The 21,491-nt window shown below is 67.8% G+C and carries 22 protein-coding genes and 1 tRNA gene; 12 read left to right on the top strand and 11 right to left on the bottom strand.

Features of this window, described 5'->3' with window-relative positions; translation table 11 throughout:
* Positions 1-37: 37 nt before the first annotated feature.
* Positions 38-1,168 (top strand): FAD-dependent monooxygenase, encoded by a 1,131-nt coding sequence (locus ACXN5S_RS18305; protein ID WP_458607014.1) that lies wholly within the window; start codon positions 38-40, stop codon positions 1,166-1,168.
* Positions 1,169-1,208: 40 nt separating this feature from the next.
* On the opposite strand, the gene xth is transcribed toward ACXN5S_RS18305, so the two are convergent.
* Both xth and ACXN5S_RS18315 read right to left on the bottom strand, forming a co-directional pair.
* Positions 1,209-1,991 (bottom strand): exodeoxyribonuclease III, encoded by a 783-nt coding sequence (xth, locus tag ACXN5S_RS18310; RefSeq protein ID WP_458606925.1) that lies wholly within the window; start codon positions 1,989-1,991, stop codon positions 1,209-1,211.
* An 85-nt stretch (positions 1,992-2,076) separates the two neighbouring features.
* Positions 2,077-2,403, bottom strand: coding sequence for a HesB/IscA family protein (locus ACXN5S_RS18315; RefSeq protein ID WP_458607015.1), 327 nt, complete (start codon positions 2,401-2,403; stop codon positions 2,077-2,079).
* A gap of 156 nt (positions 2,404-2,559) precedes the next feature.
* On the opposite strand from ACXN5S_RS18315, the gene ACXN5S_RS18320 reads away from it, so the two are divergent.
* The 7 genes from ACXN5S_RS18320 to scpB all read left to right on the top strand — a co-directional run bounded on the left by ACXN5S_RS18320 (position 2,560) and on the right by scpB (position 11,191).
* Positions 2,560-3,762 (top strand): deoxyguanosinetriphosphate triphosphohydrolase, encoded by a 1,203-nt coding sequence (locus ACXN5S_RS18320; protein WP_458606926.1) that lies wholly within the window; start codon positions 2,560-2,562, stop codon positions 3,760-3,762.
* 22 nt (positions 3,763-3,784) lie between these two features.
* Positions 3,785-5,743, top strand: coding sequence for a cation:proton antiporter (locus ACXN5S_RS18325; protein WP_458606927.1), 1,959 nt, complete (start codon positions 3,785-3,787; stop codon positions 5,741-5,743).
* Positions 5,744-5,851: 108 nt separating this feature from the next.
* On the top strand, positions 5,852-7,591 hold the full coding sequence (gene argS / locus ACXN5S_RS18330; RefSeq protein ID WP_458606928.1) for an arginine--tRNA ligase: 1,740 nt from the start codon (positions 5,852-5,854) through the stop codon (positions 7,589-7,591).
* 100 nt (positions 7,592-7,691) lie between these two features.
* Positions 7,692-8,732, top strand: a complete 1,041-nt coding sequence (locus ACXN5S_RS18335) for an SPOR domain-containing protein (RefSeq protein WP_458606929.1) — start codon at positions 7,692-7,694, stop codon at positions 8,730-8,732.
* On the top strand, positions 8,732-9,718 hold the full coding sequence (locus ACXN5S_RS18340) for a glycoside hydrolase family 3 N-terminal domain-containing protein (protein ID WP_458606930.1): 987 nt from the start codon (positions 8,732-8,734) through the stop codon (positions 9,716-9,718). Before ACXN5S_RS18335 ends, ACXN5S_RS18340 begins: the two co-directional genes overlap by 1 nt.
* Before the next feature lie 31 nt (positions 9,719-9,749).
* Positions 9,750-10,562: a segregation and condensation protein A gene (locus ACXN5S_RS18345; RefSeq protein WP_458606931.1), complete on the top strand. Its 813-nt coding sequence runs from the start codon at positions 9,750-9,752 to the stop codon at positions 10,560-10,562.
* Positions 10,559-11,191 (top strand): SMC-Scp complex subunit ScpB, encoded by a 633-nt coding sequence (scpB, locus tag ACXN5S_RS18350; RefSeq protein WP_458606932.1) that lies wholly within the window; start codon positions 10,559-10,561, stop codon positions 11,189-11,191. The genes ACXN5S_RS18345 and scpB overlap by 4 nt, the downstream gene beginning before the upstream one ends.
* Positions 11,192-11,243: 52 nt before the next feature.
* Here scpB and ACXN5S_RS18355 read toward each other — a convergent pair whose 3' ends face one another.
* From ACXN5S_RS18355 to ACXN5S_RS18390, 8 genes are all read right to left on the bottom strand, one after another.
* Positions 11,244-12,317 (bottom strand): 2'-deoxycytidine 5'-triphosphate deaminase, encoded by a 1,074-nt coding sequence (locus ACXN5S_RS18355; protein WP_458606933.1) that lies wholly within the window; start codon positions 12,315-12,317, stop codon positions 11,244-11,246.
* Positions 12,318-12,388: 71 nt separating this feature from the next.
* Positions 12,389-12,465, bottom strand: a tRNA-Pro gene (locus ACXN5S_RS18360).
* A gap of 55 nt (positions 12,466-12,520) precedes the next feature.
* Positions 12,521-13,312, bottom strand: a complete 792-nt coding sequence (locus ACXN5S_RS18365) for a MerR family transcriptional regulator (RefSeq protein WP_458606934.1) — start codon at positions 13,310-13,312, stop codon at positions 12,521-12,523.
* Positions 13,313-13,330: 18 nt separating this feature from the next.
* A complete protein-coding gene (ihfA, locus tag ACXN5S_RS18370) occupies positions 13,331-13,633 on the bottom strand; it encodes an integration host factor subunit alpha (RefSeq protein ID WP_458606935.1) in 303 nt (100 codons plus the stop codon).
* Positions 13,634-13,732: 99 nt separating this feature from the next.
* Positions 13,733-14,704, bottom strand: a complete 972-nt coding sequence (locus ACXN5S_RS18375; protein ID WP_458606936.1) for a beta-ketoacyl-ACP synthase III — start codon at positions 14,702-14,704, stop codon at positions 13,733-13,735.
* On the bottom strand, positions 14,701-15,828 hold the full coding sequence (gene plsX / locus ACXN5S_RS18380) for a phosphate acyltransferase PlsX (protein WP_458606937.1): 1,128 nt from the start codon (positions 15,826-15,828) through the stop codon (positions 14,701-14,703). The genes ACXN5S_RS18375 and plsX overlap by 4 nt, the downstream gene beginning before the upstream one ends.
* 26 nt (positions 15,829-15,854) lie before the next feature.
* Entirely contained in the window at positions 15,855-16,061 is a 207-nt protein-coding gene (rpmF, locus tag ACXN5S_RS18385) for a 50S ribosomal protein L32 (protein ID WP_458606938.1), read from the bottom strand.
* 184 nt (positions 16,062-16,245) lie between these two features.
* Positions 16,246-16,821: a YceD family protein gene (locus tag ACXN5S_RS18390; RefSeq protein ID WP_458606939.1), complete on the bottom strand. Its 576-nt coding sequence runs from the start codon at positions 16,819-16,821 to the stop codon at positions 16,246-16,248.
* Between the two features lie 146 nt (positions 16,822-16,967).
* Between ACXN5S_RS18390 and ACXN5S_RS18395 the strand changes: the two genes are divergently transcribed.
* The 3 genes from ACXN5S_RS18395 to ACXN5S_RS18405 all read left to right on the top strand — a co-directional run bounded on the left by ACXN5S_RS18395 (position 16,968) and on the right by ACXN5S_RS18405 (position 20,208).
* Entirely contained in the window at positions 16,968-17,405 is a 438-nt protein-coding gene (locus ACXN5S_RS18395; protein WP_458606940.1) for an outer membrane protein assembly factor BamE, read from the top strand.
* A gap of 64 nt (positions 17,406-17,469) precedes the next feature.
* Complete coding sequence (locus ACXN5S_RS18400) at positions 17,470-18,228, top strand: GNAT family N-acetyltransferase (RefSeq protein WP_458606941.1); 759 nt, start codon at positions 17,470-17,472, stop codon at positions 18,226-18,228.
* 150 nt (positions 18,229-18,378) lie between these two features.
* On the top strand, positions 18,379-20,208 hold the full coding sequence (locus ACXN5S_RS18405; protein WP_458606942.1) for an ABC-F family ATP-binding cassette domain-containing protein: 1,830 nt from the start codon (positions 18,379-18,381) through the stop codon (positions 20,206-20,208).
* A gap of 269 nt (positions 20,209-20,477) precedes the next feature.
* Here ACXN5S_RS18405 and ssb read toward each other — a convergent pair whose 3' ends face one another.
* Entirely contained in the window at positions 20,478-20,972 is a 495-nt protein-coding gene (ssb, locus tag ACXN5S_RS18410) for a single-stranded DNA-binding protein (protein WP_458606943.1), read from the bottom strand.
* Between the two features lie 237 nt (positions 20,973-21,209).
* Between ssb and ACXN5S_RS18415 the strand changes: the two genes are divergently transcribed.
* On the top strand, positions 21,210-21,482 hold the full coding sequence (locus tag ACXN5S_RS18415) for a PepSY domain-containing protein (protein ID WP_458606944.1): 273 nt from the start codon (positions 21,210-21,212) through the stop codon (positions 21,480-21,482).
* Positions 21,483-21,491 lie beyond the last annotated feature (9 nt).

Here is a 21,491-nt window from a genome sequence, read left to right on the forward strand (position 1 = left end):
GCGGGCCCCGGCCGACCGGAGCTTACCAGTGAAGATAATGATTGCCGGTGCAGGCGTGGGCGGGCTGGTCGCAGCCACGGCCTTCGCGCAGCGCGGCCATGAGTTGCTCGTTCTCGAACGCGCTCCTGAGCTGCGCGATGGCGGCGGCGGCTTCCAGATCACGCCGAATGGCGCCCGGGTGCTGCATGCGCTGGGGCTGGAACCCGCCCTGCGCGACGTCTCCGTCACCTCGCAGGGCGTGCGGGCCTTCGACGGGCGCGGCGGCCGCCAGCTCTTCCACATGCCGATCCGGGGCGACATACCTTACCGCTTCATCTCGCGCGCCCGCCTTGCCCGCGTGCTGGCCGATGCCGCGCTGGCTGCCGGGGCAGAGATCCGCTTCGATGCCGGCGTGCGGGCGGTCACGCCCGAGGGCTGCGCCGAGATGCTGGATGGCTCGACGCTGCAGGCCGATCTGGTCGTCGGTGCCGAGGGGCTGCATTCGAAAAGCCGCGAGCGGCTCAACAGCCCGGGCACGCCGTTCTTTACTGGCAATGTCGCCTGGCGCGCCATCGTGCCGATGGACCTGCCGGCCGCGTCGCATCTGTGGCTGCTGCCGCATCGCCATGTCGTGTGCTACCCACTCGGCCCTGGCGAGACCAACCTTGTTGCCGTGCGCGAACAGGACGCCTGGGCGAGCGAAGGCTGGCACCATCGCGATGCGCCCGAGGTGCTGCAGGCAGCCTTCAGCGATGCCTGCGACGAGCTGCTGGAGATCTTCTCAAAGGTCGAAGAGGTGCATCTATGGGGGCTGTTCCGCCATGTGGTGGCGCCGGTCTGGCAGCAGGGCCGCGCCGCGCTGGTGGGCGATGCCGTGCATCCGACGGTGCCGTTCCTGGCGCAGGGCGCCAATATGGCGATCGAGGATGGCTGGGCGCTGGCCGATGAGGTTTGCCGCGCCGATGATGACATGAGCGCCGCGTTGGGCCGCTATCAAGACCGGCGCAAGGGGCGGGCGACCCGGGTGGTGGAGGCCTCGACGGGCCAAGCTGCGCCGTATCACCTGAAGGGCGTGCAGCGGCTGATCGGCCATAGCGCCCTGCGCCTATCGGGCAGTCTGGCGCCGCGCATCATGGCGTCGCGCATGAGCTGGATCTACGATCACGACGAAACGGCGCCGCGAATCTGATGCATTTCAGAGTGTTACGGGCCGAACTTAAGATGTTGCCTTAAGCGGCGAGCTCCAGCCAGACCGGTACATGGTCCGACGGCTTTTCCTTGCCGCGCGCCTCTTTCTCGATCCAGGCACCGGTCATCAGATCGGCCGCCTCGGGCGAGAGCAGGAAATGGTCGATGCGGATGCCATCATCGCGCTGCCAGGAGCCGCGCTGGAAATCCCAGAAGGAATAGAAGCCGGGCCGCGGCTCCAGCGTGCGGAAGGCCTCTGTCAGGCCGAGGTTCTGCAGGCGGCGGAAGGCGGCGCGGGTTTCGGGGCGGAATAGCGCATCCTCCCGCCAGGCATCGGGGCGGGCGGCGTCTTCCATCTGCGGTATCACGTTGTAATCGCCCGCAAAGATCAGCGGCGCTTCCAGCGTCATCAGGTTAGCCACGCGGCGGCGCATCCGCTCCATCCAGGCGAGCTTGTAATCGTACTTCGGCCCGGGGACGGGGTTGCCATTGGGCAGGTACAGGCAACACACCCGCACCGCCGCCTCGTCGCCCACCACCGTGGCCTCGATCCAGCGGGCATGGTCGTCGCCCTCGCCATCGGGCAGGCCGCGGACGACGTCTTCGAGCGGAAAGCGAGAAAGCAGCGCCACGCCGTTGAAGCTTTTCTGCCCATGCGTGGCGACGGAATACCCCATGTCTTCAAATAGTTCTGTGGGGAAGTTCTCGTCGACCGACTTGATCTCCTGCAGCATGGCGATGTCGGGCTTCTGCTCTTCGAGCCAGGCTTTCACCGTCTCGAACCGCGCACGGATGCCGTTGATGTTGTAGCTGGCAAGTCGCATGGGCGGTCCTCGTGCTGGTCTGCGCCCATGATAGCGGCGGGGCCGGTGAGGTCACGCGGAAAGCGTGCAGCCCGGCCCGCAGCCCTTACATCGAGAAGGAGGTTCCGCAGCCGCAGGAGGAGCTGGCGTTCGGATTGTCGATCACGAAGCGCGCGCCGATCAGCTCGTCGGAGAAGTCGATCTTCGCGCCAGCCAGGAAGGGCAGGGAGACCGAATCGACCACGACCTTCTCGCCCGCATCTTCAAGCACGAGGTCATCCTCGGCCGGGTCATCGAGCTTGATCTCGTATTGAAAGCCCGAACAGCCGCCGCCTTCGACGGCCACGCGCAGCGCCTTGCCAGAGGCGGCGGCGCCGATCTCGGAGAGGCGCTCATAGGCGCGGGGGGTCACTTGGGGCGGTAGCGTGAGCATATCGTGTGCCTGCCGTGTCATACGTCGGTTGCGGTCATCGGCTCTTGGCCGGTGAGCTGGCGAGAGGCGCCAGCGCAGGCGCGGCTTGTCGCCGGCCTCTGCCCATTCATATAAGAGCTTAGGCTATAACAGCAAGATCGGCGAGGCAGCGCCACGATGACAAGCGACCGGGCGGCAGCCCGAGGGGACGCGCCCTATGCAACCAACCCCGATGCCAGCCGTGGGCGGCTGTATCCGGAGGAGGAGAGCCGCTATCGCTCGCCCTTCCAGCGCGACCGTGACCGCATCATCCACGCCAGTGCCTTTCGCCGGCTCAAGCACAAGACGCAGGTCTTCATCGAGCATGAGGGCGATTACTTTCGCACAAGGCTCACCCATTCTATCGAGGTCGCGCAGGTCGCCCGCACCATAGCCGCGGCGCTGGGGCTGAACACCGACCTGGCAGAGGCGGTGGCTCTGGCGCATGATCTCGGCCATCCGCCCTTCGGCCATACCGGCGAAGAGGCGCTGGATGCCCTGATGCAACCCTATGGCGGGTTCGATCACAATGCGCAGGCGCTGCGGATTGTGACGCATCTGGAACGGCATTACGCCGATTGGGACGGGCTGAACCTGACCTGGGAGACGCTGGAAGGCATCGCCAAGCACAACGGCCCGGTGTTGCCGCCGCTGCCGTGGGCGCTGGCGGAATACGAGAAAAAGCAGAGCCTGGAGCTGCATACCCATGCCAGCGCCGAGGCGCAGGCCGCCGCCCTGTCGGACGACATCGCCTATTCGCACCACGATCTGCACGACGGGCTCAGGGCCGAGCTCTTCTCGACCGACGAGCTGGCCGAGCTGCCGGTGCTGCACGATTGCTTCGCCGAGGTCGACCGGAAGTACCCCGATCTCAACTATTACCGCCGCCGGCACGAGGCGCTGCGGCGTTTCTTCGGCATCCTGGTCGAGGATGTCATCGACCTCGCGCTGGTCACCCTGCGCGAGATGGAGCCGCGGGATGTGGCCGAGGTGCGCCATGCCGGGCAAATGGTCGTGCGCTTCACCGACAGCCTCTGGGCCGATCTCAAGCAGATCCGCACCTTCCTCTTTCACCGCATGTACCGTGCGCCCGCCGTGGTCGAGATGCGCGAGCAGGTCACGCAGGTGGTCAACGAGCTCTTTCCGCTCTACATGGCGGCGCCCGACAACCTGCCCAAGCAATGGCGCAAGGATGTGGCGGAGGCAGAGGGAGAGACGGCGCTGGCCAGGATCGTATGTGACTATATCGCCGGCATGACAGACCGTTTCGCCATTCAAGAGCACGAGCGTCTGACGGGCCGTGCCACCGTTGTCGCCCCCGGCGTGATGACCGCCCGGTGAGCGGCGCAAAAGGATCATAGACATGGAGCATGAGACCCTCAGCGCCGTTGGCGCCCTGTCGCTGGTCGGCGTGGCCGGCGTGGGCGCGCAATGGCTGGCCTGGCGGCTGCAGCTGCCGGCCATCGTGCTGATGCTGGCCGCCGGCCTGCTGCTCGGCCCCGCCTTCGGGGTGCTGCGCCCCGAGGAGGAGATCGGCCCGATCCTGACGCCGCTGATCTCGCTGGCCGTCGCCATCATCCTCTTCGAGGGGGGGCTCACGCTCAACATTCGCGCCGTGCGAGATACGGCAGACGGGGTGAGACGGCTGATCGTGCCGGGCGCCGTGCTGGGCTGGTTACTGTCGGTGCTGGCGCTGCATTTCGTGGCCGGCCTCACCTGGGAAAGCTCCTGGGTGTTCGGCGGCATCATGATCGTGACGGGCCCGACCGTGATCGCGCCCCTGCTGCGACAGGCGCGGCTGGCGCGCCGCCCGGCGGCGCTGCTGCAATGGGAGGCGATCGTCAACGACCCGCTCGGCGCGCTCGCCGCCGTGCTGGCTTTCGAGATCGTGCTCGTCATCCGCACGGCGGAAACGGCGGGCGACGCCATCCGCGACCTCGCGCTCGGCATCGCGCTTGCCGTGGCCGTGGGCTTTGCCTTCGGGCGCGGCGTGGCCTGGTCGTTCCGCAATGCGCGGGTGCCGGAATACATGAAGGTTCCGGTGATCTTCGTCGCCGTGCTCGCCGCCTTCGCGCTGTCGGACTCGCTGCTGCATGAATCGGGCCTGCTGGCGGTGACGATCATGGGCCTCGTCCTCGCCAATTCGCGCCTCGCCTCGCTGCAGGAGGTGCGCCGCTTCAAGGAGCATGCCTCGGTCCTGCTCGTCTCGGGCGTGTTCATCCTGCTTGCAGCCAGCTTCGATGTCTCGGCGCTGGGGATGCTCGACTGGCGGGCGCCGCTCTTCATCGTCGTGGTCATCCTAGTGGTGCGGCCCGCCAGCGTGATGCTCTCGCTGCTGGGCACTGACATACCGCAGCGCGAGCGCATCCTCGTGGCGCTGACGGCGCCGCGCGGCGTGGTGCTGATGGCGGTCGCCGGCCTCTTCGGGCAGCGGCTGGCCGATGCGGGCGTGGCCGACGGGGCCGAGATCCTGCCGCTGGCCTTCATCCTGGTGGCGGCGACCGTGGTGATCCACGGTTTCTCGCTGAAGCCGCTGGCCCGGGCCCTTGGCCTGTCGCGCGCCGTGCCGGGCCTGATGATCCTTGGCGCCAACCGCTTCACGCTGGCGCTGTCGGAGGCGCTGACGAAGGCGGAGGTGCCGGTGATCCTGACCGACACCAACCATTACCGCCTCAGCCCGGCGCGGCAGGCGGGGGTTGAGACATGGTCCGGCGACATCCTCTCCGAGGCCGCCGACCACCGGGTCGAGCTGATCCGCTACAACACGCTGCTCGCCGCCTCTGATAACGAGGCGCACAACACGCTGGTCGCCACTGACCTTGCCCCAGAATTCGGGCGCGAGAATGTCTGGCAGCTCCGCCGGGCGCGCGAAGATAGCCCGCGCCATGCGCTGCCCGCCAGCCTCGGCGGCCGCACGCCGCTGGGCGAGAAGAGCCTCGGCGAGCTGGAGGCCATGATGGCCGAAGGCTGGCGCGTGCGCGTGACCAAGCTGACCGAGGAGTTCACCTTCGACGACTGGCGTGCCCGCCAGCCCGAGGCGCTCGTCTTCGCCGTGATCGGCACCGCCGGCCTGAAGATCCTCGGCCCGGATGAGGAGGTAAAGACGGAGGATGGGACCCGCCTGGTGGCTCTGGTGCCGCCCGATGCCGCCCCGCCCGAGGATGACGATGAATCCGAAGTGGAGGAGCGTGAGCCGCTGCCCGAGGGCTCGGCCGCCGAGGAAGAGGCGGCCGAAGAGGCTGCCGATGCCGATGAGGAACTGGCCCAGGCGGAAGAGGAAGAGCTCTCCGACACGCCCAGTGACGCTGACCGCCGCGCCTGAGCGCGCGGCGGGCCGGCGAAGGCTGCGGGTTTCGCCCGCCGCGGCAGTGCCGCGCGTTGACGCCACAGGGCGCATCTGCCACAGGCATTGGCCGATAAGGAGCACCCGATGAATCTCTTCGCCGATATCCGCCTCGCCGTCGTGGACGCGCTTGAGGCGATGATGGCGGCGGGCGATCTGCCCGCCGGTCTCGACCTGTCGAATGTCACCGTCGAGCCGCCGCGAGACCCCGGCCACGGCGACATGGCCACCAATGCCGCGATGGTCCTCGCCAAGCCCGCCGGTGCCAAGCCCCGCGCCATTGCCGAGGCGCTGGCCGCCCGGCTGGCCGAGGATAGCCGCATTACCGCCGCCGACGTCGCCGGCCCCGGCTTTCTCAACCTGCGCCTGGCGCCCGGTGCCTGGCACGATGTGATCCGCGCCGCGCTGGCGGGCGAGGGTTATGGCCGCTCGCCGCTGGGGGCCGGCCAGAAGGTGAACGTCGAGTTCGTCTCGGCCAACCCGACCGGCCCCATCCACGTGGGCCATACCCGCGGCGCCATCTACGGCGATGCGCTGGCCGAGCTCTTGGGCTTCGCCGGCTATGACGTCACCCGCGAGTACTACATCAACGACGGCGGCGCGCAGGTCGATGTGCTCGCCCGCTCTGTCTTCGAGCGCTATCGCGAGGCTCTGGGCGAGAGCCCCGAGATCGCCGAGGGCTATTACCCCGGCGACTACCTCATCCCCATCGGCGAGCAGCTGAAGGAGCAATATGGCGACAGCCTGCTCGGCCAGCCCGAAGAGGAATGGCTGCCGCTCGTGCGCCCCTTCGCCACCGACCGGATGATGGACCTGATCCGCTCCGATCTGGATGCCGTGGGCATCGAGATGGATGTCTTCTTCTCCGAGAAGTCGCTCTATGGCACCGGCCGCATCGAGGCGGCGCTGGAGGCGCTCGACGCCAAGGGCCTGATCTACAACGGCACGCTTGAGCCGCCGAAGGGCAAGGTGCCCGAGGATTGGGAGCCGCGCGAGCAGAAGCTGTTCCGCTCGACTGCCCATGGCGACGATGTCGACCGGCCTGTCGCGAAATCGGATGGCAGCTGGACGTATTTCGCCCCTGACATCGCCTACCATTTCGACAAGATCGAGCGTGGCTACGACCAGCTCATCGACGTTCTGGGCGCTGACCATGGCGGCTATGTCAAACGCCTGAAAGCGGTTGTCGCGGCGCTGAGTGGCGGCGCTGTGCCGCTCGACGTGAAGCTCTGCCAGATCGTGCGGCTCTTCAAGAACGGCGAGCCGTTCAAGATGTCGAAGCGGGCCAACAACTTCATCCTGCTCACCGATCTCGTCGATCAGGTCGGGAAGGACGCCGTGCGCTTCCACATGCTCACCCGCAAGAACGACGCGCCGCTCGATTTCGACTTCGACAAGGTGCTGGAGCAGAGCAAGGAAAACCCTGTTTTCTACGTGCAATATGCCCATGCCCGCGTGCATTCGGTGCTGCGCAAGGCGGTGGAGCAGGGGGTGGATGTCAGCCCCGCCGCGCTGGCGAAGGCCGATTTCTCCGCCCTCGGCGACGAGGCCGAGCTGAAGCTCGCCCGTTCCATCGCCGAATGGCCGCGTCTGGTGGAGATTGCCGCCCGCACGCATGAGCCGCACCGCATCGCCTTCTTCCTTTACGACCTCGCCAGCGACTTCCACGCTTTGTGGAATCGCGGCAATGACGACCCCTCGCTGCGCTTCCTGCAGGACGATATGGCAACAGCGGCGGCGAAGATCGGCCTTGCCCGAGCCGCTGCGATTGTCATTGCGAGCGGATTGGGTATCCTTGGTGTCACTCCGGTGGAGGAGATGCGCTAGGGGTGCACCTCCTCTTCAGAGCCCGCAAAGGGCCAATCGCCGGGTTTGAGAGCGAGACGAGGCAAGCGGCGCCCAAAGCGCGCCGGGCAGTGAGGCAGACATGGCGGCGATCCCTGAAGGCACATTGCCGGGGCGCCGGGGCTTGGCCCCGGGCGCGCTGGTGCAACTCGCGGGGGCCGGGCTCTCGCTGGCACTCGTGGCAGGCATTGGCGTCTGGGGCTACCAGCTGATGCTGCGCGATGCGACGGGCGTGCCCGTGGTGCGCGCCATGTCGGGCCCAATGCGCGAGGCGCCGGCCAGCCCCGGCGGCGAAGTCGCCCCGCATATGGGCCTGTCCGTCAACGAGGTTGCCGCCGTCGGGTCTGCCGTGGCCGAATCCGACGCGCTGGTGCTCGCACCCCAGCCCCTGTCGCTCGCCGAAGAAGATCTGGCCCATGTTATGACCGCCGAAGCCGATGAGCTACGCGGAGATTTCATGGATGAGGAAGAAGAGACCCCGCTGATTGCCGCCGCACTGCGGGAAGAGGACGGCGCCCCGCTCGATGCCGAAGGCGTCATCGCCCTCGCCGATGCCATTGCCGAGATGGCCGAGGAGGATGGCGGCACCTTTGCGCCCGTCGAGACACCCCAGGTGACGGCCGCCGCCTTCGAGGCGCTGGAGGATGAAGACATCACCGCCGGCATCGAAGAGGACGCCGCCGCGCCGGCCGAAGAGGCCCCGGCCGAAACAGACGTGGCTACCGCCCGCATCGACACGTCCATTCCCGGCGTCGCCCAAGCGCCGCGCCCGCCGGCGCGCCCGTCCTCGCTGGTGATGACCGACAGCAGCAGCGAGCCCGCGGCTGATGCGCCGAGCGACAATCTGACGGTCGCAGAGGCCCCGCTGCCCGCCGGCACCGTGCTCGTTCAGCTGGGCGCCTTCGCCAGCGCCGAGCTCGCCAACGACGCCTGGGCCATGATCCAGGGCGATTTCGGCGAGCTTATCGGTGACCGCGAACCCGTGGTGCAGACCGCCCAGGCTGGCGGGTCGACCTTTTACCGGCTGCGCATGAAGGGCTTCGAAGCTCTCGGCGACGCCCGGCGCTTCTGCTCGGCCCTGGCCGCGGAAGACGCCGGCTGCATCCCCTATCTGGTGGAATAGTGCTGAACGCCACAATCCTCGGCATCGAGGGAACGAGCCTGAGCGAGGACGAGCGCGCCTTCTTCGCGGGCGCGCAGCCCTGGGGCTTCATCCTCTTCGCCCGCAACGTCGAAGACCCGGAGCAGCTTAACGTGCTGACCGGCGAGCTGCGCCAGTCTGTCGGCCGCAACGCGCCCGTTCTGATCGACCAGGAGGGCGGCCGCGTCGAACGCCTCGGCCCGCCGCTCTGGCCGCATTACCTGCCCGCGCTCGACCAGATGGCCCGCGCGAGCGACCCGATCCGCGCCCAATGGCTGCGCTACCGGCTGATCGCCGAGGATCTGCGCAGCGTCGGCATCGACGTGAATTGCGCCCCGCTCGCCGATCTGGTCGAGGACGAAACGCATCCTGTCCTGCGCAACCGCCTTTATGGCAGCGAGATCCCGGTGGTCGTCGATGCCGCCCGCGCCGCGGCAGAGGGGCTGCGCGCTGGCGGCGTGCTGCCGGTGCTGAAACACATCCCCGGCTATGGCCGCGCGCAGGTGGACAGCCACCTCGAGCCCGCCCGCGTCACCGCCTCGGCCGAAGCTCTGGCCGCGCGCGACTTCGCCCCGTTCCACGCGCTCCGCGACATGCGCATGGGCATGACCTCGCATGCCATCTACGAGGCGATCGACCCTGTGCGCCCCGGCACGCTCTCGCCCGAGGTGATCGCCCTCATCCGCCGCGACATCGGCTTCTCCGGCCTGCTGATGACCGATGACGTCTCGATGGAGGCGCTCTCCGGCTCGCTGGCCGAGCGCAGCGCCAATGCCATTGCGGCGGGCTGCGACCTCGTGCTCCACTGCAACGGTCGCCTCAGCGAGATGCAGGCGGTGGTGGAGGCCGCGGGGCCGATGAGCCCCATGGCGCTCGACCGGGCCGAGGTGGCCCTGATGGAGCGGCAATCGCCCGAACCGGCGGAGGCCGATGAGCTGCGCGCCGAGCTGGCCGCGCTGCTGGGATAGCCGGCCCGGAAAAGGGCAGGGCGGGAGCGGGATGGAAGAGAGCAACGTCACATCCATCGAGGCGCGGCGCGCCGCCGAGGCGCTGATCGTCGATGTCGAGGGCTACGAGGGCCCGCTCGATGTGCTGCTGATGCTGTCTCGCACCCAGAAGGTCGATCTGCGGCAGATCTCCATCCTCGCGCTTGCCGAGCAATACCTCGCCTTCGTCGAAGAGGCGAAGGCCCTGCGCATCGAGCTGGCGGCAGATTACCTGGTCATGGCCGCCTGGCTGGCCTTCCTCAAATCACGCCTGCTGCTGCCGCCCGACCCGGCGGAGGAGGGGCCCTCGGGTGAGGAACTGGCAGCGCATCTGGCCTTTCAGCTGGAGCGGCTGGCGGCGATGCGCGAGCGCTCTGCCGATCTGATGGCGCGCGACCAGAAGGGCCGCGAGTTCTTTGTTCGCGGCATCACCGCCGATGTCACCCGGGTGCGCCGCACCGCCTGGACAGCCAGCCTGCTCGACCTGATGCAGGCCTATGCGCGGCTGCAGACAAAGGGCGAGTTCCGCCCCTTCGTGCTCGACCGCGAGTCGATCTACACGATGGAAGAGGCTTTGGGGCGCCTGCGCGGCATCATCGGCTATGAGGCGCAATGGTCTGATATCTCGCGCTTCCTGCCCTCGGGCTGGGAGAGTGAGCCGAAGAAGCGCCGCTCTGCCACAGCCGCCACATTCGCCGCCATGCTGGAGCTGGTGAAGGAAGGCCGGGCCGAGCTGCGCCAGGGCGAGACCTTCGCGCCAATCGAGGTGCGCGGCAAGCGCGGCGGCGGGGGGGGGTGGCGAGGGCCCGCCGGAGGCCGCCAATGACTGACGAGCCGGAAAAGTCGCTCTTCGAGGCGCCGCCCATGGGCGAGCAGGAGCGTATGGTCGAGGCCATGCTCTTCGCTTCGGCCGAGCCCTTGACCATCCAGCAGATGATCGGGCGGATGCCGCATGGCTCTGAACCCGCCGAGGCGGTGCAGCACCTGCGCAAACGCTACGAAGGTCGCGGCGTGCAGGTGGTGCGCGTGGGCGACGCCTGGGCCATTCGCACGGCGCCCGACCTGGGCTTCTTGATGCATGAAGAGGTCGTGGAGACGCGCAAGCTCTCGCGCGCCGCCATCGAGACACTGGCCATCATCGCCTATCACCAACCGGTCACCCGGGCCGAGATCGAGGAGATTCGCGGCGTCTCCGTCAGTCGGGGCACCATCGACCAGCTCATCGAGCTGGACTGGATCCGCTTTGGCCGCCGCAAGATGACGCCGGGCCGCCCGGTGACCTTCGTGGTGACGCCGGAGTTTCTCGATCACTTCGGGCTGGAGACCCCGCGTGACCTGCCGGGCCTGCGCGAATTGCGCGCTGCCGGCCTGCTGGAAAATCGACCGCCACCGGGGACGGACACCGAGGACGAGTCCTCGGCGGACGACGGGCAGAGCGATATGTTCGAAGGTTGAGCAGCGATTTCCATATGGAAATCGCAGGCGGAAACCATATGGTTTCCGGCGCTTAGCTGGCCGGTTCCGCGAAATGTTTCGCCAGCCGCAGCCCCTGGCCCTGGTAGTTCGACGCGATCTCGCGCCCGTAGAGCCGCTCTGGCGGGGCCGCCATCCGCTCATAGACCAGCCGCCCCACGATCTGCCCGTGCTCCAGCACGAAGGGCGCCTCGTGGCAGCGCACCTCCAGCACGCCACGGCTGCCGTTGCCCCCAGCGCTGGAATGGCCGAATCCCGGATCGAAGAAGCCGGCGTAATGCACCCGGAACTCGCCGACCATGGCGAGGTAGGGCGCCATCTCGGCGGCATAATCGGGCGGGATCGTAACCGCCTCGCGGCTGACGAGGATGTAGAAGGCGCCGGGATCGAGGATCATGGCGCCGCGCTCGGCGCGCACCGGCTCCCAGAATTCCTCGGGCGTGTAATGGCCGATGCGGTCGAGGTCGATCACGCCGGAATGCGGTTTGGCCCGCCATCCCGCCAGCTTGCCGCCGAGATCGACGGAGAAGCCGAGCCCCTCGTCGATATGGGGGCTGCCGGAGACCAGCGGCGCCTCCTCGTGGAGCGCCCGAAGCGCGTCGTCGCTCAGCCGCGCTTCACCGTCGCGAAAGCGAATCTGGTTGAGGCGCATGCCCGGCCGCACCAGCACCGAGAAGCTGCGCGGGCAGATCTCGGCATAGAGCGGGCCTTCGTAGCCGGCGGGCACCCGGTCGAACTCCGCGCCGCCGTCGATGATGCAGCGGGTGAGCAGGTCGAGCCGGCCCGTGGAGCTTTTGGCATTGGCGACGGCGGAGAGGCCCGGGGGCAGGGCGAGCCGTTCCATCAGCGGCACGAGGTAAACGCAGCCCTTCTCCAGCACGGCGCCGGGACCAAGATCGATCTCGTGCATGGCGAGGCCATCCAGCCGCTCTTCCACCCGCTTGCCTTCGCCGGGCAGGAACGAGGCGCGCAGGCGCCAGGCCTTATGGCCGAGCCGCAGGTCGAGGCTGGCGGGCTGCACCTGGCCGTCGACGAAGTCGGCACCGGCGGCGATCTCGCCGCGGGCGATCATCGCCTCGATTTCCTGGCAGGGAAGGACACCACTCATACGAAAGCCCCCTCGTTCAAAGGCTTTGCCCGGCGGTTCTGGGGGAGCCGACTGGGCGGATGCGGTGTGATTGGTCGGGCTAGCAGGACTTGAACCTGCGACCTTCCGTCCCCCAGACGGACGCGCTACCAAGCTGCGCTATAGCCCGACTGCGAGGGCTTATGGGCAATTCTGCCGCCCCGTGCAAGCCGAAACCGGCGGGTTTATCGCGCATCGCGCAGGGCATCGCGATGAGCCGTCAAAAACGGGATCAGCGGCGCGAGTGCGCCAGTTTTTGCCTTGAGTTCCGAAGGTTTGGCAGCGGCCACGCGACCGAGCAGCCAGACCTGACGTCGCGCCACCTTGGGCGCGGGGCGCGCCGGGGGCGGCGATGCGGGGGCAGCGGCCGGCTCGGCCTCTTCCGCGCGCGGCGGCTCGGCGAGTTCGCTGACGGCGACGAGTTCGGTTTCGGGCTCCGGCTCGGCGGTTTCTTCAGGCTCTGTGACGGCCTCTGGCTTCGCAACGTGCTCGGCTTCAGCATCGAGCTCGGGCTCCGCGACCGGCTCCGGCTCAACATCAGGCTCCTGAGAATCCTCCGAGAGCTCGGCCTCAACGATCTCCGCTTCCTCGACCTCAGCCTCCTCAACCTCCGGCAGCTCTTCCGCCACCTCGTCCGAGACCAGCCGAAGATTCGGCGCGGGAAGGGCCTCGGCCTCGACCAGGCCCTCGTCTTCTTCGCCTATGCGCGGCGGGGCGAGGGCGGCGACATGGGCCACGCCCTGCTCGCGCAGCAGCTTCTGCACGCCCTTGATCGTCATGCCTTCGTTGTGCAGCAGCGCCTTGATGCCGCCGAGCAGCGCCATGTCGTCGGGCCGGTAATAGCGCCGCCCGCCGGCGCGCTTGACCGGGCGCACCTGGTTGAACTTGCTTTCCCAGAACCGCAGCACGTGGGCCGGCGTTTCAAGCCAGTCTGCCACTTCGCTGATGGTGCGGAAGGCGTCCTTCGACTTGGCCATGCCGCTCCCTTTTCGCGGTTACTCGCGGTTCCCCTCGGCCACGCGATCCTTCATCAGATGCGAGGCGCGAAAGGTGAGCACGCGGCGCGGGTGAATCGGCACTTCTTCGCCGGTCTTCGGGTTGCGGCCCACGCGAGCCGCCTTTTCCCGAACCGAGAAGGTGCCGAACGAGGAGATTTTCACGCTTTCGCCGCGCACCAGAGCGTCGGACAGGTGGTTCAGCACCGATTCAACCATCTGGGCGCTGTCGTTGCGCGACAGACCAACTTCGTTATGGACAGCCTCTGCAAGGTCCATCCGCGTCAACGTCTTACTAGCCATAACATCCCCCGTTTTGACGGGAGAGTGGGTGCCTCACGAAAAAAAGTCAATATCAACGGCTTGGCGCGCGCTGCTGACGTGCGGCGATTTGGGGGCGCGCTACCAGCGCAGCACGACCGAGCCCCAGGCCAGACCGCCGCCGATCGCCTCGGTCACCAGCACATCGCCCTCAGCGATCTGTCCGCGCTCGACACCCACCGACAGGGCCAGCGGGATAGAGGCGGCGGAGGTATTGCCGTGATCCTGCACCGTCACAACGACCTTGCTCATCGGCAGGCCCATCTTCTGCGCCGTGGCGGTGATAATGCGCAGGTTGGCCTGGTGCGGCACGATCCAGTCGACGTCCTCGGCTGTCAGCCCGGCCTTGCCCAGCGCCTCATGCGCCGTGGCGGCAAGCTTTTCCACCGCATGGCGGAAGACTTCGCGGCCCTGCATGCGCAGATGCCCGGTGGTGCCGGTGGAGACGCCGCCATCGACATAGAGCAGCTCGCGGTAAGTGCCGTCGCTGTGCAGATCGGTGGCGAGGATGCCCCGGTCGGTGGGCTGGCCATAGCCGATCTCGGATTCCAGGATCAGCGCGCCGGCGCCATCGCCGAAGAGCACGCAGGTGGACCGGTCTGTCCAGTCCATCAGTTTCGAGAAGGTCTCGGCGCCGATCACCATCACCCGGCGCGCCTGGCCGGATACGATCAGCGCGTTCGCCTGCGAAAGCGCATAGACAAAGCCCGCGCAAACCGCTTGCACGTCAAAGGCATAGCCGGCCTTCATGCCCAGGTTCGACTGCACCATGCTGGCGGCGGAAGGGAAGGTGAAATCGGCGGTGGAGGTCGCGACGATCAGCGCGTCGATATCCTCGGCGGCCAGCCCGGCGCTTTCGAGCGCGCGCTCAGCCGCCGTCGTGGCCATGCTGGAGGTCGTCTCGCCCTCCGCGGCGAAATGCCGGCGCTCGATACCAGAGCGGGTGCGAATCCATTCGTCGCTGGTGTCGAGCGACTCTTCGAATTCCGCATTGGGCACAATCCGTTCGGGCAGATAATGCCCGACACCCTTCACCACTGCCCTGACGGTCATTTGTCTGCCTTGCCCGTTTCGGCCTCTTCCGGGGCCGTGTCTGCCTCGCCGTTATCCTGTGTCAGCGAGGTCGCACTTGCAACCCGTGCCGCCAGCCGGTCGGCGAAGCCGCTGCGGGCGAGCTGGGCCGAAAGCTTGAGCGCCGCGGCCATCGCAGTGGCATCGGCCGAGCCATGGCTCTTAACCACGGTGCCATTGAGTCCAAGGAACACGCCGCCGTTCGAGCGGCGCGGGTCCATCCGATTGCGCAGGCGCTTGATGGATGTGTAAGCGAGGAGCGAGGCGACGCGGCTGAGCGGTGTCTTCATGAAGGCTTCGCGCATGAAGCCGCCCATGAGCTGCGCGGTGCCTTCGCCGGTCTTGAGCGCGACGTTGCCGGTGAAGCCGTCGGTGACGATCACATCCACCCGGTCAGACGCCATTTCTGAGCCTTCGACGAAGCCGACGAACTCGAAATCGGCGCTCGGCGCGGCGCGGGCGATCAGCTCTTGCGCCACCTTCAGCTCGGCCCGGCCCTTGTGCTCTTCGACGCCCACATTGAGCAGGCCCACGCGCGGGCGCTCGATGCCAAGGCCGTTGCGGGCGTAGGAACTGCCCATGAGGGCATAGGCGAGCAGATCGTCCTGATCGGCGCGGATATCGGCGCCGGCGTCGAGCAGCACGTTGTAACCGGCGGGGTTGTGGCTGGGCCAGAGCCCGGCGATGGCAGGGCGGTTCACGCCCTCGACCTTTCGCAGGCGCAGCATCGACAGCGCCATCAGCGCGCCGGTATTTCCGCAGGAAACGCAGACCGCCGCCTCGCCATCGCGCACGGATTCGAGCGCCGACCACATCGACGTGCCCTTGCCACGGCGCATGACCTGGCTGGGCTTGTCTGTCATCGAAACGACACCGTCCGCCTCTACGATAGAGACGCGGTCTTCCAGCTTGCGCCTGGCAACCAGCGACTGCAGCTCGGCGCGGGGGCCGTGCAGCAGCACGCGAACGTTGGGATCGGTCTTGAGGAACTTCGCCAGCCCGGCGACCACCATCGAGGGTCCGGCATCCGAACCCATGGCATCGACCGAAAGAACAACAGAGCCCGGCTGCGCCGACTTGGAGCTATCCGGGCTCTGGGAGGTCATGCTGACTCTTCCGCGGGACGCGCGGCTCAGGCCGCGTCGTCGTCGATGTCGATCTCGGAGCCGACGGCCACGACTTCGCGGTCCGCATAGTGACCGCAGGAGGGGCACACGTGATGCGGGCGCTTCAGCTCACCGCAGCTCGGGCATTCGTTGGGGTTCGCGGCGGAAAGGGAATCGTGCGCGCGGCGCATGTTCCGGCGCGATTTGGAGACTTTATTCTGTGGGACGGCCATGTCTCAACCTCGTAGCGTGCGGGCCGTGGCCCGTGAAATTCCGTGTCCTCAATCGGGACGGCGCCTCATAACCGCCGTATGGCGCCTTGTCGAGCCGCTTGTCCGAAAGAGCGCGCAACATACGCATGTGGGCCAAGGACGCAAGGGAGGGTGGCCCGATTTCGCGATCCGGCCCGATTGCGGCCTAGCTGTCGCCGTCCATCTGGTCACGCAAGCCTTTCAGAGCGGCAAACGGATTCTCGCGCTTTTCCTCGCCCGGGTCTTCGCCGTCGCCGGAATGCACCTCAACGGGCGGGGCGTCGTCGGCGCGGGGCCAGGGGGGCAGGGCGAGCGCCAGCGCCTCCTCGACGATCTCGGCCACGTCGATGCGGTTGTCGAGCGGCTCGATGGTTTCGTCCTGCGGCATCTCTACTTCGCCGGGCGGGGGCGGCGGCAGATCGGCCATGAAACGGCGGGCGACGTCTTCGTCAAGCCGCGTGGTGACCGGCTTCAGCGTGGCGACGCATTCCTGCACGACGGTCGCGCCGAGCTTGCCGGTGAGCTGCCAATCCTGCGCGCCGGTGGGCGACAGCACCCCCTCGAAGCGCAGCTTGCGCACGCCGAGAATGCCCAGGCCATCGGCCAGGGCTTTCAGCTCGTCTGCCTCGGGGGCCAGCACGATGTCGCGCGGCTTGCGCCCCGCAGCGGGGCCGGTGAGTTGCTCGATATGTTTGGCGAGAAAGGCCAGAGCGCGCTCCTTTCGGGGCCCGCGCCGCTGCACGGGCTTTCTTGTACAACGCGGGCCGTCTGTTGTATGGCCCTCCCCCAAAGCCCTAGGCCATCGGCCCCGGGGCGGCAAGGCGCCGGCCGGGTCGGCCAGGGGCCAAAGCAGAGCAGGGGCAGGGCATGCGGCAGGCACGGGGTTGGATGAGCGCAGCGGCGCTGGCGGCGGTGATGCTTCTGTCGGCCTGTGTGGCGCAATACCGCGATCACGGCTTCGTCCCCAGCGCCGAGGCCTTCTCGACCGTCACCATCGGGCAGGACACGCGCGAGAGCATCGCCGAGCGCATCGGCACGCCCACCACCGGCGGCGTGATCCGGGGCGGCAGCTATTATTACGTCTCCTCCCGCTTCCGCCATTACGGCCTGCTGGAGCCGCAGGAGGTGCATCGCGAGGTGCTGGCGCTCGATTTCGACAGCGCCGGTGTGCTGCGCAATATCGAGCGGCTGGCGCTGGAAGATGGCCGCGTCATCGAGCTCGACCGCCGCGTCACCGATGACAATCTGAGCGACGTCTCCTTCCTGACCCAGCTGGTCGGCGGGATCGGGCGCATTCAGGCCAGCGACTTCATCGGGTCTGAGTAGAAATCTCATCAGACCGTCGCACGCCGGGCGTATCCTCAGCCGAGACCGGCGGGAGAATCACGTCATGTGGGTGAAGGGCCGCTACCAGGCGCGCGAGGCAACGAACGCCGGCGATCTGGCCGCCTGCCAGCGCCTGCGGCACCTCTGCTTCGTCGAGCGGGCAGGCGGGGCGCCGCGGCCGGGCGGGCTGGACAGCGATGATTTCGACGCCGCCTGCCGCCACGTGATGATCGAAGAGCAGCGCGGCGGCCGGCTGGTCGCCTGTTTCCGGCTGTTGCCGCTGCAGAGCGGCGCCGAGATCGGGCTGAGCTATTCCGCCCAGTTCTATGATCTTTCCGCCTTGGCCGCCTTCGAGGGGCCGATGATGGAGCTGGGGCGCTTCTGCCTGACCCCGGAGCTGAACGCGGCCGAGGCGGCGGACGTTCTGCGCATCGCCTGGGGCGCCATGACCTGCATCGTCGAGACGGAGGGCGCCGAAATGCTCTTTGGCTGCTCCTCCTTCGCCGGCACCGATTCGGAGGCCTATCTCGATGCCTTCACCATGCTGGGCGAGCGCCATCTGGCGCCGCGCCGCTTTCTGCCCCGCATCAAGGCGCCGAGCGTCTATCCTTTCGCCGAGATCCTGCGCCGCCGCGTGCCCGACCGCCGGCGCGGCCGGCTCGGCCTGCCGCCGCTCCTGAAGACTTACCTCGCCATGGGTGGCTGGGTCAGCGACCATGCGGTGGTGGATCACGATATGAACACGCTGCATGTCTTCACAGGGCTGGAGATCGGCGCCATCCCCGCGGCGCGGGTGAAGGCGCTGCGGGCGGTGGCGGGGTAGGGGAAGCACCCCGAGACCACCTCGCACGCCGGCCCGGCGCTCGCGCGGCGGGCTGACGGCCTTGATTCCGCGCGTGGGGCGGAGCGGGGCGACAGGCGCTTCCCTCCGCCACCCCTTGCGACGCCCCCACCGGCGAGCTAGCTGGCGGACATGGCCCGTGCACCCCTTCTTCAGCTCACTGACATCTCTCTCACCTTCGGCGGCGATCCGATCTTCGATGGCCTCTCTGCCGTCGTGCAGGAGGGCGATCGTGTCGCCCTGGTCGGGCGCAACGGCTCGGGCAAATCCACTTTGATGAAGCTGATGGCCGGCAAGATCGAGCCAGACCGTGGCTCTCGCGCGCTCGGCCCCGGCACCTCGGTGGCCTATCTCGAGCAAGACCCGCAGATGGAGGGCTTCGCCACCCTCGGCGAGTTCGCCGCCAGCGAGCTGGACGAGGCGGAGATGTACCGCATCGAACAGGTGGCCGAAGGGCTGGCCTTCGACCTCTCCCGCCCCGTTTCGGCGGCCTCGGGCGGCGAGCGCCGGCGCGCGGCGCTGGCCAAGCTGCTGGCCGAAGAGCCCGAGCTGATGCTGCTCGACGAGCCGACCAACCATCTCGACATCAACGCCATCCGCTGGCTGGAGGAAGAGCTGTCGCGCACCCGCGCCGCCTTCGTGCTCATCAGCCACGACCGTGCCTTCCTCACCGCGCTGACCCGCGCCACGCTCTGGCTCGACCGCGGCGTGCTGCGCCGGCAGGAGAGTGGCTTCGCCAAATTCGAGGCCTGGCGTGAGAAGGCGTGGGAGGAAGAAGACCTCGCCCGCCACAAGCTCGACCGCAAGATCAAGGAAGAGGCCCGCTGGGCGGTCGAGGGCATCTCGGCCCGCCGCAAGCGCAACATGGGCCGGGTGCGGGCGCTCGGCGATCTGCGCTCTGAGCGGGCCAACATGATCCGCCGGCAGGGTACCGCCGCCTTCGAGCTGAGCGAGGGCAAGACCTCTGGCAAGAAGGTGATCGAGGCCAAGGGCCTCGCCAAGGGCTACGGCGACCGGCAACTTTTCTCCGGCCTCGATCTGACGCTTCAGCGCGGCGATTGCCTTGCTATCGTAGGGCCGAACGGCGCCGGCAAGACGACGCTGCTGCGCGTGCTGCTGGGCGAAGAGGCCCCGGATGCCGGCACCGTGCGCTACGGCACCAATCTGGAAATGGCGCATTTCGATCAAGGCCGCGCGGCGCTGAACCCCGAAGACAGCCTGTGGGAGAGCCTGACCACCGCCGAGGGCAATGTCTCCGGCCGCTCCGACCAGGTGATGGTGCGCGGCCAGCCCCGGCATGTGGTGAGCTACCTCAAGGATTTCCTCTTCGACGACAGCCAGGCGCGCGCCCCGGTCAAATCCCTCTCGGGCGGCGAGAAGGCGCGGCTGCTGCTGGCGCGGATCATGGCGCGCGAATCCAACGTGCTGGTGCTCGACGAGCCGACCAACGATCTCGACATAGAAACGCTCGATCTGCTGCAGGAGGTGCTGGGCGACTACCCCGGCACCGTCATCCTCGTCAGCCACGACCGTGATTTCATCGACCGCGTCGCCAGCATGACGCTGGTGCTGGAAGGCGGGCAGGCCAATCTCTATGCTGGCGGCTGGAGCGATGTCGCGGCGCAGGCCGGCGGCGAAGCGCCGCTGCAGGGCACTGCGGTCGAGGCGGGCGCGCCGGCCGCGCGGGCCAAGGCGGCGCAGAAGCCGCAGGTTGCGACGGCAGCCCCTAAGAAATCCGGGCTCTCGTTTACAGAAAAGCACCGGCTGGAGGCCCTGCCGGCCGAGATCGACCGGCTCGGCGCCGAGATTGCCAAGCTGGAAGCGCTGATGGCCGACCCGGAGCTCTTCACCCGCGAACCGGTGAAGTTCCAGAAGGCGATGGAGGCGCTGACCCAGCGCCAGGAGGCGCTGGCCAAGGCCGAAGAAGAATGGCTGACGCTGGAAGAGAAGGCGGAAGGGTAGGGCGAGGCGTAGGAGGCGTGGCGGGCTGAAGCCCGCCCTACGATGTCGCACCACCTGAGCCGGGCGAGCGCCTGCCCGTGGGATGGCGCCACTACGCCGCCGCTGCGCGCTTTATCGCGCCAAGTACAGCATAGCCCCGAGCGGGGTGCTGCCCTCAAAAGAGCGCCAGTCCGTAGGGACGGGCAGGCGCTCGCCCGGCGCCTTCGGCGCGGATCGGGCGGGCGCAGGAGCGGCGGGGGTCTACGGGCCCGCCGCCACCGCAAGTTCCCTCAGAACGGGATCTCGTCGTCCATGTCATTGCCGTAGCCGCCGCTCTCGCGCGCGCTGCCACCACTGTCGCCCGAGCCACCGCCATAGCCGCCCGCGCCGCCGCGGTCGTCATAACCGCCGCCACCGCTGCCGCCGCCATCTCCGCGACCGTCGAGCATGGTCAGCGTGCTCGTGTACGGGCGCAGAACGACCTCGGTCGAGTAGCGATCCGCCCCCGACTGGTCCTGCCATTTGCGCGTTTCCAGCTGGCCCTCGATATACACCTTTGAGCCCTTCTTCAGATACTGCTCGGCGATCCGCACCAGCGGCTCCGAGAAGATGGCGACGGAGTGCCATTCGGTGCGCTCGCGGCGCTCGCCGGTGTTGCGGTCTTTCCAGTTCTCCGAGGTGGCGATGCGCAGGTTGCAGACCTTGCCGCCATTCTGGAACGAGCGGGTCTCGGGATCGCGCCCGAGATTGCCAATGAGGATCACCTTGTTGACGCTTCCGGCCATGTCTCAATCCTTTCGAGGTTTGACCGCCACCTTACAGCAAAAACCGCCGTTGGCGGAAAGGCCCAAATCTGGGGAGGGCGGCCACCTGCCGGCCTAAACCGCAGGTATAGAGCCTCTGCCAAGCGGCGGATCGCCCCGCCTTCTGCCTTTCGGCCAATGGCTCGGCGGCAGGGCCCGCGTCATCTCCCTCCCCAGACCGGCGCATCCCGCAGCCGGCACATCAACGGAGATGACATCATGACCCGCATTCTTGCTCTCGCCCTGTCCAGCGGTCTTCTGCTCACCGGCGCCGCCGCCTTCGCCGCCGATCAGCCCGCGCCCGAAACCGTGACGGCGCTCACCACCCAGCTCACCGATCAGGGCTACGAGGTGCGCTCCATCGGGATGGAGGACGGCATGATCGAGGCCTATGCCGTGAAAGACGGCGAGATGTTCGAACTCTATTTCGACGCCGATCTGAACCCCGTGGCTCGCGGCGACACGCCCGATGACGAAGACGCCTCCAACTGACGTCGCCTG

Source organism: Pseudoroseicyclus sp. H15 (genome assembly GCF_054353345.1).

Bases quoted from the DNA above. Each gene is read 5' to 3' on its own strand.
- ACXN5S_RS18305 (WP_458607014.1), top strand. From the start codon at position 38: ATGATTGCCGGTGCAGGCGTGGGCGGGCTGGTCGCAGCCACGGCCTTC.
- xth (WP_458606925.1), bottom strand. From the start codon at position 1,991: ATGCGACTTGCCAGCTACAACATCAACGGCATCCGTGCGCGGTTCGAG.
- ACXN5S_RS18315 (WP_458607015.1), bottom strand. From the start codon at position 2,403: ATGCTCACGCTACCGCCCCAAGTGACCCCCCGCGCCTATGAGCGCCTC.
- ACXN5S_RS18320 (WP_458606926.1), top strand. From the start codon at position 2,560: ATGACAAGCGACCGGGCGGCAGCCCGAGGGGACGCGCCCTATGCAACC.
- ACXN5S_RS18325 (WP_458606927.1), top strand. From the start codon at position 3,785: ATGGAGCATGAGACCCTCAGCGCCGTTGGCGCCCTGTCGCTGGTCGGC.
- argS (WP_458606928.1), top strand. From the start codon at position 5,852: ATGAATCTCTTCGCCGATATCCGCCTCGCCGTCGTGGACGCGCTTGAG.
- ACXN5S_RS18335 (WP_458606929.1), top strand. From the start codon at position 7,692: ATGGCGGCGATCCCTGAAGGCACATTGCCGGGGCGCCGGGGCTTGGCC.
- ACXN5S_RS18345 (WP_458606931.1), top strand. From the start codon at position 9,750: ATGGAAGAGAGCAACGTCACATCCATCGAGGCGCGGCGCGCCGCCGAG.
- scpB (WP_458606932.1), top strand. From the start codon at position 10,559: ATGACTGACGAGCCGGAAAAGTCGCTCTTCGAGGCGCCGCCCATGGGC.
- ACXN5S_RS18355 (WP_458606933.1), bottom strand. From the start codon at position 12,317: ATGAGTGGTGTCCTTCCCTGCCAGGAAATCGAGGCGATGATCGCCCGC.
- ACXN5S_RS18365 (WP_458606934.1), bottom strand. From the start codon at position 13,312: ATGGCCAAGTCGAAGGACGCCTTCCGCACCATCAGCGAAGTGGCAGAC.
- ihfA (WP_458606935.1), bottom strand. From the start codon at position 13,633: ATGGCTAGTAAGACGTTGACGCGGATGGACCTTGCAGAGGCTGTCCAT.
- ACXN5S_RS18375 (WP_458606936.1), bottom strand. From the start codon at position 14,704: ATGACCGTCAGGGCAGTGGTGAAGGGTGTCGGGCATTATCTGCCCGAA.
- plsX (WP_458606937.1), bottom strand. From the start codon at position 15,828: ATGACCTCCCAGAGCCCGGATAGCTCCAAGTCGGCGCAGCCGGGCTCT.
- rpmF (WP_458606938.1), bottom strand. From the start codon at position 16,061: ATGGCCGTCCCACAGAATAAAGTCTCCAAATCGCGCCGGAACATGCGC.
- ACXN5S_RS18395 (WP_458606940.1), top strand. From the start codon at position 16,968: ATGAGCGCAGCGGCGCTGGCGGCGGTGATGCTTCTGTCGGCCTGTGTG.
- ACXN5S_RS18400 (WP_458606941.1), top strand. From the start codon at position 17,470: ATGTGGGTGAAGGGCCGCTACCAGGCGCGCGAGGCAACGAACGCCGGC.
- ACXN5S_RS18405 (WP_458606942.1), top strand. From the start codon at position 18,379: ATGGCCCGTGCACCCCTTCTTCAGCTCACTGACATCTCTCTCACCTTC.
- ssb (WP_458606943.1), bottom strand. From the start codon at position 20,972: ATGGCCGGAAGCGTCAACAAGGTGATCCTCATTGGCAATCTCGGGCGC.
- ACXN5S_RS18415 (WP_458606944.1), top strand. From the start codon at position 21,210: ATGACCCGCATTCTTGCTCTCGCCCTGTCCAGCGGTCTTCTGCTCACC.